7 protein-coding genes are annotated in these 12,839 nt (G+C 74.3%); 2 read left to right on the top strand and 5 right to left on the bottom strand.

Annotation, left to right across the window (positions count from 1 at the left end; genetic code table 11):
* Nucleotides 1–8: 8 nt before the first annotated feature.
* Nucleotides 9–929 (bottom strand): DUF6777 domain-containing protein, encoded by a 921-nt coding sequence (locus ABD331_RS21515; RefSeq protein WP_344477439.1) that lies wholly within the window; start codon nt 927–929, stop codon nt 9–11.
* A 140-nt stretch (nt 930–1,069) separates the two neighbouring features.
* On the bottom strand, nt 1,070–3,052 hold the full coding sequence (locus ABD331_RS21520; protein ID WP_344477441.1) for a SpoIIE family protein phosphatase: 1,983 nt from the start codon (nt 3,050–3,052) through the stop codon (nt 1,070–1,072).
* A 178-nt stretch (nt 3,053–3,230) separates the two neighbouring features.
* Between ABD331_RS21520 and ABD331_RS21525 the strand changes: the two genes are divergently transcribed.
* Together ABD331_RS21525 and ABD331_RS21530 are read left to right on the top strand one after the other, a co-directional pair.
* The gene (locus tag ABD331_RS21525; RefSeq protein ID WP_344477444.1) at nt 3,231–4,010 is read left to right on the top strand and encodes an SDR family NAD(P)-dependent oxidoreductase; all 780 of its coding nucleotides are present in this window, start codon (nt 3,231–3,233) and stop codon (nt 4,008–4,010) included.
* A 43-nt stretch (nt 4,011–4,053) separates the two neighbouring features.
* Nucleotides 4,054–7,713 (top strand): nSTAND1 domain-containing NTPase, encoded by a 3,660-nt coding sequence (locus ABD331_RS21530; RefSeq protein ID WP_344477447.1) that lies wholly within the window; start codon nt 4,054–4,056, stop codon nt 7,711–7,713.
* Nucleotides 7,714–7,788: 75 nt separating this feature from the next.
* Here ABD331_RS21530 and ABD331_RS21535 read toward each other — a convergent pair whose 3' ends face one another.
* From ABD331_RS21535 to ABD331_RS21545, 3 genes are read right to left on the bottom strand one after another with little or no spacing between them, the layout of a single operon-like run.
* On the bottom strand, nt 7,789–10,518 hold the full coding sequence (locus tag ABD331_RS21535; protein WP_344477449.1) for a S8 family serine peptidase: 2,730 nt from the start codon (nt 10,516–10,518) through the stop codon (nt 7,789–7,791).
* 1 nt (nt 10,519) lies between these two features.
* A complete protein-coding gene (locus ABD331_RS21540; RefSeq protein ID WP_344477451.1) occupies nt 10,520–11,707 on the bottom strand; it encodes a hypothetical protein in 1,188 nt (395 codons plus the stop codon).
* Between the two features lie 9 nt (nt 11,708–11,716).
* Nucleotides 11,717–12,838, bottom strand: coding sequence for a S8/S53 family peptidase (locus ABD331_RS21545; protein ID WP_344477454.1), 1,122 nt, complete (start codon nt 12,836–12,838; stop codon nt 11,717–11,719).
* Nucleotide 12,839: the final 1 nt, after the last annotated feature.

The following is a 12,839-nucleotide window of genomic DNA, read 5'->3' on the forward strand; positions in this document are numbered from 1 at the left end:
TGACGCTGTCAGGTGGTGGGGTCAGGTGACGGCGAATCAGAGATTTCCGGGTCGCCGGTCGGGGCGTCCGTCGGGTCGCTGGTCGGGTCGCCTGTCGGGTCGTCGGTGGGCTCCGAGGGCTCCGGGCACGGGCTGAGCGTCGTGACCTGCGGGTCCGTGGACGTGGGGCACGGGGTGGGCGTCCGGTCCGGGTCCGGCGTGGGCGTCGGCGCGCTGTCCTGCTCGCCCTCCGTGCCGGTCGGCCGGTCGAACGCCTCTCCGGTCTCCTGGCCTGTGGCCGGGTCGAGCTGGGCGAGCTTGATCGCCGGCTGCTCGTCGCCCTCCTCGATCACCGCCACCTTCTTCCGGGAGAAGTGCTTCCACTTCTTGCCCTTGTACTTCGCCCGGTCGATGTCCACGTCGCCGTCCGGCGGGAGCAGCGGGTTGCCGCAGTCGCACTTGACGACCGGCGTTCCCGTGCTGTCCACCAGAACCGCGATGCCCGCCTGGAGCAGCGCGTGGAACGCCGTGCTCCCGCCCTCGCGGTAGCCGTGGTTCTTCACGAGCACGTCGCGCCGCAGCACGACGGAGGTGAGCTTGCCGACACGGCCGGGGATCTCGGCCACGTCCATGTCGAGCACCTCCGCCCATGCGGCGGCCTTGTCCGGATTGTTCTTGAGGAACTTGATCAGCTTCTTCTTCGAGCACTGGGTCGATCTGGTCGTCCCGCCGTAGAGGCCGGCGCGGTCCCCGGCCACGGCGCCGCCGGCCCCCGCGATGACGTTCATGAGGTTGTCCGCGCCGATGTCGAAGAACGCGTCGTCCCCCAGGACGCCCGCGGCGACCAGCGTGACGGTGCGGACGGTGGCCGCCGAGCAGGACGCGACGGCCAGCGTCAGCGCCAGCAGGGCGGCCAGTGTGACCAGGAGGCCTCTCCTGGATGCGTACATGCGATCCCCTCTCCGAAGCGAGGGACCAGCGTCCGGCCACCCTCTTGCAGGCCGGTTGGAACGGTTGAAGGACGCTTTCAGGCGTACCCGGGCAACCCCGTGCGGGCCTCAGGCCGGGGACGTCAAGTGTCGCCGCCGGGTCAGCCGTGGATGCGGGCGACGAGCAGGGCGATGTCGTCCTCGGCGGGCGCGTCCCCCACGATGGAGCGCATCACGGCCGTGCACACGCGCTCGGGCGTCGCCGACCGCAGGGCCGCGCGGGCCAGGGCGTCGCCGAGCCGGGCCATGCCGGCGTCCAGGTCGGCGTGCCGGTTCTCGATCAGGCCGTCGGTGTAGAGGGCCAGCAGGGTCCCGGCCGGCAGGTGCAGGTCGCGTGAGCCGAAGGCGCCCAGCCCGACGCCGATCGGCGTGCCAGCGGGCAGCGACGGGAACGTCACCTCACCGGACGCGGCCACGATCGCGGGCGGCGGGTGCCCGGCCGCGGCCATGGTGCAGGAGCCCGTCCGCGGGTCGTAGACCGCGTACAGGCAGGTGGCGCTCGTGGCGTCGAAGCCGCGGGCGTCCTCGGCCATCAGCTCGTCGAGGTGGGTGAGCAGCTCGTCCGGGGGGAGGTCCAGGTGGGCCAGGGTGCGGACGGCGGTGCGCAGCCGTCCCATGCTGGCCGCGGCGCTGATGCCGTGCCCGGTCACGTCGCCGACGACCAGGGCGATCCGGCCGCCGGGCAGCGGGATGGTGTCGTACCAGTCGCCGCCCACCCCTTCCTGCCCGTCGGAGGGCAGGTAACGCGAGGCCACCTCGACGGCGCCGCCGCCGCGCAGGTCGTGCGGGAGCAGCTCGCGCTGCAGCGCGAGCGCGGTCAGCCGCTCGCGCGTGTAGCGGCGCGCGTTGTCCAGGCTCAGCGCCGCCCGGGTGACCAGCTCCTCGGCCAGGAACAGGTCGTCCCTGGTGAACGGGGCCGGGTTGGACGTGCGCGCGAACGCCGCGACGCCGAGCACGTCGCCGCGCGCCTCCAGCGCGACGACGATGAGTGAGTGCATGCCGGTGGCGTGGACGGTCCGCGCCCGGTCGGGGTCCAGCTCCAGCCAGGTGCCGGGCGAGGTGTCCAGGACGGGCTCGAAGTGCGGCCGGCGCGTCCGCAGGACCCGCATGAACGGGGAGCGCGGCGGCACCGACACGGTCTCGTTGCGCTCCCACAGCCACTCGGGCATCCCCTCGTGCACCGACGCCGCGCCGGCCCGCCGGAAGACGGGGCTGCCGGCCTGCGCCGCGGCCAGCCGCTGCTGCGGCTCGACGCCGGGCACCATCGCCTCCGGCAGATCGACGGTCACGTAGTCGGCGAGGACCGGGACGGCCAGCTCGGCCAGCTCCTGGGCGGTGTCCATCACGTCCAGGGTGCTGCCGAGCCGGGCACTGGCCTCGCGCAGCAGGTCGAGGTGGTCGCGCGCCTTGCTGTTGCTGAAGTCCAGCGCCACCGAGCACACGCCCAGCACCCGGCCGTCCGCGCCCTCCAGCGGCAGCAGCGAGATGGACAGCGTCCGCTCCTGGCTCCGGTACGACCAGCGGGCCTCGCGGTCGATCGTGGGCCGGCCGTCGGCGAGCACCCCGCGCATCGCCTCCTGCACCGCCCGCGTGTCGATCCCCGGGACGGCCTCGGTCAGTGAGCGGCCGATCCGGTAGTACGGGTAGCCCTCGCTGAGCTGCTCGGCCGCCTCGTTGAACCAGACGCAGCGCAGCTCCTCGTCCCAGATCGCCATGGCGACGGGGAAGCTGCTGACGAGCGACTCCAGCAGGGCGCCGGTGTCGGTGGACAGGTCGGTCGCGGCCGGGATCGCCGACAGCAGCCAGGACTCCCGCCGGCTCCCGGCCCCGTCGCCCAGGGCGAGCGGCGCGGCCTCGGCGCGCACGATGACCACCTCGCCGTCGCGCCGCCGCACCTCCGTCAACCCCGTGCGGGGCACGAACGCGCCGGGTGGTTCGCGGTCGCCGGGCGGCAGCAGCGTGCCGACGGGCCGGCCGAGGATGTCGGCGACGGGGTAGCCGGTGAGCTCCTCGGCGGCCCGGGTCCACCCGATCACCGTGCCGGCGCCGTCCACGACGGCGACCGCTGGGGGCGCCCCTCTCATGTCATCACCCATCCTCGGCGGGGGACGAGTTCTCACGATAGCCCGCCCTACCTGCGGTTATTTCCCGCCTTGGCGGAAGCTTTGTCGCGACATGTACGGCGCGGGCGGCGGCACCACACCACACGCGGTCTCGATACCGTCTTACGACCGCATACACGTGCCTGCATCAGGGGGACTCATGGATCTGCAGCTCGCCGGGCGGCGCGCCGTCGTCACAGGGGGCAGCCGCGGCATCGGGCTGGCCGCGGGCCGCGCGCTCGCCGCCGAGGGCGCCGCCGTGGCGCTGGTCGCCAGGAACGCCCGCGACGTCCAGGACCGGGCGGCCCGCCTGGCCAAGGAGACCGGCGCCCAGGTCATCGGCCTCACCGCGGACACCGGCGACGACGCGTCCGTCACCGCCATGGCGCGGGCCGCCGTCCGCGAACTCGGCGCGGTGGACATCCTGGTCAACAACGCCGCCGCCACCAACCGGGGCGCGATCCCGGACGACGACCTGGAAGCCGAGATCAACGTCAAGGTGCGCGGCTACCTCCGCTGCGTCCGCGCGTTCGCCCCGGCCATGGCGGAACGCGGCTGGGGGCGCGTCATCAACGTCGCCGGGCTCGCCGCCCGCCAGAGCGGCTCCATCACCGGCTCGGTCCGCAACGTGGCCGTCGCCGCCATGACCAAGAACCTGGCCGACGAGCTGGGGCCCAGCGGCGTCAACGTCACCGTGGTGCATCCCGGCGCCACTCGTACCGAGACCATGCTGGACATCGTCGGCGAGCGGGCCGCCAGGAGCGGGACGACCGCGGAGGAGTTCGAGAGCCGGATGGCGGCCTCCGTCTCCATCGGGCGGCTGGTGCGGCCCGAGGAGGTGGCGGCGGTCATCGCGTTCCTCGCCAGCCCGCTCAGCGTCGCCATCAACGGCGACGCGGTGATCGCCAGTGGAGGCGCGCGCGGGGCCATCCACTACTGACCGCGTTGTGTAACCAATCGACTGCTCACACCGACATGCAGATGTGCCCGAGCCAGATGCGCCGCAGCCGTCCAGGATCAGGACCCGCCGCGACTTCGCCGAAGAGCTGACCCGGCTGCGCGAGCGCGCCGGCCTGACCGTCCGCCAGGTGGCGGCGAGGGTCGGTGTGCAGGGAGCGCACAGCACGATCGGCGACTGGTTCGCCGGGCGGGGCCTGCCGTCCCCCACCTCCCGCGAGCTGCTGGTCAAGGTGCTGAACGTGTGCGGCGAGGACGACCCGGAACGGATCGAGGCGTGGCTGGCCGGCTGGCGGCGGGCCAGGCAGAGGCGGGGCGCGTCGCGGTCGGGGCCGCCGCCGTACCGGGGGCTGGCCGCCTACCAGCCCGACAGCGCCGGCTGGTTCTTCGGCCGGGCCGAGCAGACCGAGCTGCTGGTCGGCGCGGTGAAGGAGCTGGCCGGGCGCGGCGGCGGCCTGCAACTGCTGGTCGGGCCGTCGGGGTCGGGGAAGTCCTCGCTGATCGGCGCGGGCCTGATCGCCGCCCTGGAGACGGGAACGGTCCACACGCCAGGAGCCAGGCCGATGGAGACGCTCAAGGAGCTGGCGGGGCCGCTGATCGTGCTCGACCAGTTCGAGGAGCTGTTCACCTTGTGCGAGGACGAGGCGGAGCGGCGCGCCTTCGTCGCCGGCGTGCACGCCCTCGCCCGCGGCAGCGTCGTCGTGCTCGGCCTGCGCTCGGACTTCTACACCCAGGCGCTCGACCACCCGGAGCTGGTGGCCGCCACCGCGGACCAGCTCACGCTCGGCCCGATGGACGAGAAGGGGCTGCGGGCGGCCATCGCGGAGCCGGCCGGCAAGGCGGGCCTCGCCCTCGAACCCGGGCTGACCGACCTGATCCTGCGCGACCTCAGACCGCGCGACGCCGCCCCGCCCGCGGGCGCGCTGCCGCTGCTGTCCCACGCCCTGTACGCCACCTGGTGGCACGGCCAGGGCACCACGATCACCATCGCCGACTACGGGGCGGCCGGCGGCATCGCCGGGGCGATCGCGCAGAGCGCGGACACCGCCTACGCCGGGCTGACCGAGCCGCAGCGCGCGCTGGCCAGGCGGCTGCTGCTGCAACTGGTGCACGTCGCCGACGACACCGCCGACGCCCGCCGCCGCGTGGCCAGGCAGCACCTGCCGGAGGGCGCGGAGGAGGTCCTGGACCGCTTCATCGCCCAGCGGCTGCTCACCGCCGACCAGGAGAGCGTCGAGATCAGCCACGAGGCGCTGCTCACCGCCTGGCCGCTGCTCGTCTCGTGGCTGAAGGAGGACAGGGCCGCGCTGCTGGCCGGCCGCCGGGTGGCCGCGGACGCCGCCGCCTGGGACCGCGAGGACCGCGACCCCGCCTCGCTCTACCAGGGCAACCGCCTGGCCGCCGCCCAGGAGTGGAGCACCGTCACGACGCATCCGCCCGGCGCGCTCACCGCCGAGTTCCTCGACGCGTCGAGAGAGCTGGCGCGGCGGCGGGCGCGGGCCGCCCGCGCGGGAGCGCGACGGTTGCGGCGGCTGGTCGCGGGGCTCGGGGTGCTGCTGGCGGTGGCCTGCGCCACCGGGGTCGCCGCGTACAACGAGGCCGCGACCGCGAGCGAGCAGCGCGACATCGCCCTGTCCCGGCAGGTCGCCCAGCAGGCGTCCGCCGTCCGCGCCGCCGATCCGACGCTGGCCGCCCGGCTCGCCCAGGCCGCGTACGCGCTCGCGCCCACCATGGAGGCGCGCGGCGGGCTGCTCAGCGCGTTCGGCACGCCGTTCAACCTGCGGCTCAGCGGCCACACCGACTACGTGCACGACGTCGAGTACGCGCCCGGCGGAAGGGTCCTGGCCAGCGCGAGCAAGGACGGGACCGTGCGGCTGTGGGACGTGGGCACGCCGCACCGGCCGCGCCCGCTCGCCGTCCTGACCGGGCATACCGGCGAGGTCGGCGCGCTCGCCTTCACGCCGGACGGGCGCACGCTCGCCAGCGGCGGCGACGACGGGACGGTCCGCATCTGGGACGTGGCCACCGCCCGCCCCCTGCGGACCCTGCCCGCCGCCGGGGGAGCCGTCTACGCGCTGGCGTTCACTCCGGACGGGCGGCTGCTGGCCTCCGGGGGAGCCAAGGGGGAGGTCGTGCTGAGCGACGCGGCCACGGGGCGGCCGATGACCACGTTGCGCGGGAACCAGGGCGCGGTGCTCAGCCTGGCCGTCAACGCTCACCTGGTGGCAGGGGCGGGAGACGGCGCGGTGAGCCTGTGGGCCCTCCCTCAACCGGCGCGCGGCCCGATCGCGACACTCACCGGCCACACCGGCCGGGTCACCTCGGTCGCGTTCAGCCCTGACACGAAGCGCCTGGTCACGGCGGGCGAGGACAGCACGCCGCGAGTGTGGGACCTCACCCGCCCGAGCCGCCCCGGCCTCCGCTTCACGCTCCCCGGCCACCGCTGGACCGTCAACAGCTCCGTCTTCTCCCCGGACGGAGCCACCATCGCCACCGCGGGCGACGACAACACCGCCCGCCTCTGGGACGCCTCCGACGGCAGGCCGCTCCAGACGCTCACCCCCCGCCCCGGCGCGCCGATCGACACGGGGGCGATGTCCGACGTGGCGTTCAGCCCGGACGGCCACACCCTGGCGACCGCCTCCTACGACCACCTGCTGCGCCTGTGGGACCTGCCGGGCCCCGCCCTGATGGGCGGCGGGCGCGCGCGGCCGGTCTGGGGCGCCCCCGACGGCCGCACGGTGATCACCGGCAACGGCGACCGCGCGCTGCGCTGGGACGTCGGCGACCCGCACCGCCCGGCGAGCCGGTTGCTGGCCCGCACCGAAGGCCTGGTCAAGCTGTCGGCGGACGGATCGCTCCTGGTCACCGCGGGCCCCGGTGGAACGATCCGGCTGTGGAGCCTCAAGGGCCCCGCCCCCGCCCTGCTGGCGACCATGAGCGCCGGGGCGGCACCGCCGGACAGCGCCGAGTTCAGCGCCGACCGGCGGGTGCTCGCCGTCACCGCCACCCGCGACCTGGTGATCCGGGTCTGGGACATCAGCGACCCCGCCCGCCCGCGCGAGACCCGGCCGCTCGCCGGACACACCGGCTTCGTCAACTCCATCGCCTTCGCCCCGAAAGGCCGCCTGCTCGCCTCCTTCGGCTACGACAGGACCGCCCGCCTGTGGGACCTCGCCGACGTGGGCCGCCCCGTCCCCGTGGCGGTGCTGCGGGGGCACGCCAACGCCGTCTACCACGGCGCGTTCAGCCCCGACGGGCGGACGCTGGCCACCGGCAGCCAGGACACCACCGTCCGGCTGTGGGACGTCACCCGGCCCGGCCGCCCGTCGGTGTCGGCGGTCCTGGACGGTCACGGCACCTATGTGGACTCGCTGGCCTTCAGCGGCGACGGCCGCCTGCTCGCGACCGGCGGCGGTGAGCCCACCGTGCACCTGTGGGACGTCTCCGACCCCCGCGCCCCCGCCCGCTGGGCCACCCTGACCGGCGGCGAAGGACCCGTGATCGGGCTGCTGTTCGCCGGGCGGCTGCTGGTCAGCGGGGGAGCCGACCACCCGGCCCGGCTGTGGGGCGTCGATCCGGTGCGCGCGAACCGGGCGGTCTGCGCGCGGGCGTACCCAGCACTGACGGCCGGGCAGTGGGAGAGCTACTTCCCCGGCGTCGCCCAGCGGGAGCCGTGCCGCTGAGAGCCGCCGACGCGCCGCGCCCCCGGCAGGGGGCTGCCGGGGGCGCGGGCGGTCAGGGGTCGGGGGTGCGGGTGGTCAGGATGCGGTGAGTTCTACGTCGAGCTCGCTGATTCGGTCGGCGGTGACGGCGGCGGTGGCGGTCCTGGCGGCGTAGCCGCTCTTGGTGACCGTCACCTCCCGATCACCGGTCTGCGCGGAGAACAGCCAGTAGGCGCCGGAGCCGTCGGTGGTGACCGTCCGCCCGCCGGAGGCGACAGCCGCCCCCCGCACGGGCTCACCGGTGGCGGCGTCGGTGACGACGCCGGTCACCAGCCCGCCCTCGGTCTTCCGGCAGGCGCGGTCGCCGACGTAGACGTCGTCCACGGCCCACCAGCCCGAGCGGTTGCCCCGGTAGTGGAAGCGGACCTGCGCCTTGGCCTGCCCCGCCGCCTGCGGGATCGCCACCACCTGCGGGGCCGGGCCTGGAGCGCCGGGGAAGCCCTTGCGGGTCCACACCGTCGTCCAGGTACGGCCGCCGTCCAGGCTGAGGTCGGCCCAGGCGATGGCGTTGACGCCGGGTTTGAGGTCGGCCGCGAACTCCAGCACCGGGCTGGTGTGCCCGGCCAGGCTCAGCGCCGGGCTGGTCAGGTAGGTGTCCTGGACGTGCCCCTTGCCGGAGTGGTCGGAGTCGACGATGGCGAACGCGCCGCTTCCGCCGGTCCTGTTCTCGCGGGCGCCGGGGTTGTCGAAGACCCAGCCCGGCTGGTGGTCGAACCCGGGGAAACCGGGATCGACGTCGGTGACCTGCCAGCCGGTGGGCTTGCCGGAAGTGAACCGCTCGGGCGTGCCCGACCTGCTCGCCGTGTAGCCGGGGGCCACGCACGCGAGGGCGGCGGGCAGGGCGGCGTCCACGGTCTGGTCCGCCGCCCCCAGGCTGACCTGCCTGGTGACCGGGTCGTAGCCGGGCACGGCCGGGGTGACACGCAGCGTGTAGGCGGTGGAGGGCAGCAGGGACAGGGACCAGCGGCCGGTGACCGCGTCGGCGGTGGCGTCCCAGGTGTGGCCCTTGCCGTCGTCGGCGGTCACCTTGGCGCCCAGCGGCCAGCCGTGGCCTGAGCCGTCGGTGAGCGTGCCCGACAGGGTCCTGCGCTCGGTCGGGGTGAGCGGGACGTCCTGCTCGACCGAGCCGTCCTTGGTCACCTGGACGGTCGCGGTGACCTCCTGGTAGCCGAACGCGCTCACCTTGAGCCGGTAGTCGCCGGCCAGCAGCCGGAAGGTGTACGCGCCGTCCCGGCCGGAGGCCGACTCGCGGTTGAGCTGCCCGCTGAGCGACAGGGTGGCGTCGGCGAGCGGCTCTCCGGTGGCGGCGTCGGTGACGGTGCCCGAGAGCGTGCCCAGCCCCTGGGCGCCCGCCCGCACCAGCGCCAGCGCGTCCAGGCGGCCCTCGCCGTAGACGTTGTTGTCGGCCGCGTCGCCGCCGCACTGCGGGTCGGCGGTGTCGATGGCGGTCAGGTCCAGCAGCGTACGGGTGGCCTCGATGTCGCGGGCCAGCGACGGGTTGGCCGACCACAGCAGGGCCACCGCGCCCGACGCGTGCGGCGCGGCCATCGAGGTGCCCGACATCGTGGCGTAGCCGCCGCCCCTGACCGAGGAGCGGACGTCCACGCCGGGGGCCGAGATGTTCGGCTTGATCTGCCCGTCCTGGCCGTCCCCCCGGCTGGAGAAGGAGGCGATCGTGTTGGCGCTGTCGTAGGCGCCGACGGAGTAGTTGAGCGTACGGCTGCCCGGCGTGCCCGAGGTGCGGCACTCGGGCCCTTCGTTGCCGTTGGACCACACGCCGAAGATGCCCGAGGCCGCCCACGCCTCCTGGACCTCCTCGAACATCGGCTCGTTGGTGGGCAGGGTGCTGCCCCAGGAGTTGTTGACGATGTGCGGGCGCCTGGCGGGATCGGGGTTCTGCCCGGCCGCGTCGGTGGGCGCCAGCATCCACTGGCTGGCCCGCATCAGGTCCAGGTCGGAGCAGCCGCCGGACTGGCAGCCGCTGGCGGCGATCCACTTGACCCCGGGCGCGACGCCGATCTGGTTGCCCTCGCCGTCGTCGCCCGCGATGGTGCCCATGGTGTGCGAGCCGTGGTTGTGGCCGTCGCACGGGCCGGGCTCGTCGCAGTTCCCTGCCGCGTCGTACCAGTTGTAGTCGTGGGTGAAGGTGCCGTCGCCGTTGTTGCCCCGGTAGGAGCCGGCCAGCGCCGGGTGGGTGTAGTCCACGCCGGTGTCGACGTTGGCCACGACGATGTCCTCGCCGCGCACGCCGTACTGCTGCCACACCTGGTCGGCCTTGATGTTGGCCACGCCCCACTCCACGGCGGCGGCCGTCGCGGCGGCGGCCTTGGTCTCCACCGGCAGGGCCACCGGGTAGGTCCTGGGCGTCCTGACCTCGCTCACCCCGTCCAGCTTCGCGAGCTTCTCGGCCAGCTTCATGGGCACGTCGCGGACGTACACGGCGTTGGCCGCCCAGAACGTCTCGCTCTTGCGGCCCTCGGCCTTCAGCAGCTTGCGCAGCGGGGCCTGCGCGCGGTCGGCCGTGTCGCGCAGGGCGCGCACGACCTGCTCGCCGCGCGCGGTGCGGGTCCTGGCCCGTTCCGCGCTCGTGGTGTCGGCTTTCTCGGACAGCAGCACCCACAGGTCGGTGCGGTCCCCGGCGGCGTAGGCCGCCAGCACCTGCCCGCCCAGCGGGCCGGGATCGGCGGGCGCGGTGGCCGCGGCCGGGGCGGGGGTCAGGAGGGAGGCGGTCATGAGCGCGCCCACCGCTAAAGAGATGATCTTCATGTCAGCGTCCTTCGCAGCTCAGGTGCGCGACGAGTGGCTGCGAACTGGACTCCCAGCCACTGCCGTTGAGGATCTGGCCGGTAGCCCAGACGTCCTTGGGACCCGAGCCGGTCACCGCCACGTAGATGTACTTCGAGCCGGGCGGCTGGACGCCCTCGGGCCGCACGTCCGTCCACGACGTGCCGTCCCAGTGCTGCAGCGGGGGCTGCGTCCAGCCGTCGGCCGACCCCATCGAGGTGATCCACACGTCGCCGGGGCCCGCGGCGTGGACGGCCATGGGCATGGTCCAGGCCGCCGACGGCGTGGGCGCGCTGCTCCAGGACTTGCCGTCCCAGTGCAGCGCCACGGGGGCCGAGGCGCCGGTCTTCCGCTCGAAGCCGACCGCCCAGACGTCGTCGGAGGCGCGAGCGCTGACGGACAGGAGCTCGGCGAGCACCCCGGGCACGCCGGGCATTTCCGTCCACGTCTTCCCGTCGTAGTGCAGGATCAGCGACTCGATCCGCCCGGGGTCGGTGAACTGCCTGCCGACCGCCCAGACGTCGTCGCGGGAGCGCGCGGACACGGCCCGCAGGGTCGCGTTCGCCCGGGTCAGCGCCGGGTGGTCGACGTTCTTCCACACCTTGCCGTTCCACTGCTGGATGGCGGCGCCGGCGGATTCCTCGCTCTGCCCGGTGTACTCGCCGACGGCCCAGGCGGCCGAGGGCGAGACCGAGTCGAGAGATTGGAGGTTGGGCCTGGTCGCCGCGGGGTCGGGGGAGGTCGCGGCGGGCACGAAGGTCCACCGCCCGCCGTACAGGCGCGCGAAGACGGGGACGCCGCTGCCGTAGACGTCGCCGTGGCGGAACTGGTAGCGCGCCCACCCGCTGGACTTCGAGTCGAAGGTCGTCTCCCAGACGCCGCCGTGGGCCATGGCCGCGTGCGGGATCTGCTTGGGCAGGAGCTTGATCGACCTGCCGTCCGAGGTCAGGGTGGTGGAGGTGCGGTCACCCTGGGTGGACAACATCACCTGCTTGGACGAGACGGACGACGCCTGCGCCACCGAGTAGCCGCCGTCGGGGATGGCGGGTATGTCGAGCAGCTTCCAGGCCGGGGTGCAGGCGGTGGAGGCCGCCGTCGCCGCGCCGGTCGTGAGCGCGGTGGTCAAGGTCATCGCGGCCAGGGCGACCGCGGTTCTGCGTATGCTGCGCACGAATGCTCCTCAGAAGGCGCCGATGCCGTTGGGTACGCCCATGCCGGTGGGCCCGTCGTATCCGCGCCTGGCGGTGCACAGCGGCGCGCCGCCGCAGGACCCGTTGGCGCCGGAGGTGATGTCGAACAGGTACTGGCCGGAGCCGTAGAGCTGCTGACCGGGCACGATCTCCTGGCCGTTGTCGCCCAGCGCGTACACGCCGCCGATCAGCGCGACGCTGATCGGGGTGCCGCTGACGCCGATCCAGCCGCCCCAGGTGGAGCTCTCGTAGAGCTGCACGGGCGAGCGGGCGTCGCCCACCGCGGCCACGTCGGCGACCGTGCGCTTGGCGCCGCACTGCCCCTTCGGCTGCCAGGCCGGGCGCGCCTCGTACACCGAGCAGCCCGAGCCGGACCCCGAGGAGGCCATCTCGCTCCAGCCGCGCGCGTTGCCCGGGTCACGCCACAGGGCGGTCGCGCCCACCGCGATCACCGAGCCGTAGGCGGCCGGGACCATCTGCCTGCCCACGCCGTTGCCGAACCCGCTGCCACCGCCCGCGACGATCGGCACACCCGGATGGTCGTAGTGCCCCGCGTCGGCCCGCTGGCCGGCGTACTCGTAGAAGCCGGTCATCACCGAGACCGCGTCGGCGCCCTGCGCGACCGCCTGGTCGACCGCGGCGCCCACGCTGGCCGGCGTCTCGTCGTCGGCCTCGACCAGCAGCAGCTTGCAGTTGGGGCAGGCGGCCGAGCCCAGGTCGAGCCCGGCCGCGGCGTGCAGCGCGTAGCCGCTGTGGGTCGGTGGCCTGCCGGTGCCGCCGCGCTGGTCCACGTGACGGAAGCAGGGGAACACTTCATCGCACAGCGGCAGGTCGTTGCCCTTGCGGTACTCGTTCAGGTCGCGCTCGGCGCTGGGATGGCCGTACGGCACCACGACCGCGAGCGTCTGACCGCCGCCCAGCCAGGACGAGGGCAGCTTGTAGGCGTCCTGAAGATCCGCCGCCCTGAGCCCGTCGCTGATGTCGGCGCCGGTCCTGGCGGTGACCTTCAGCAGGCAGTCGGGGGTGGAGCAGTCGTCGGCGGCCTGAGCCGACGCCGGCGCCAGCAGGGTCAGGCCGAGCACGATCGCGGGGAGCAGCCGGGAGATGATCACG

Origin of the sequence: Nonomuraea monospora, assembly GCF_039531895.1 — a bacterium.
GTDB lineage: Bacteria > Actinomycetota > Actinomycetes > Streptosporangiales > Streptosporangiaceae > Nonomuraea > Nonomuraea monospora.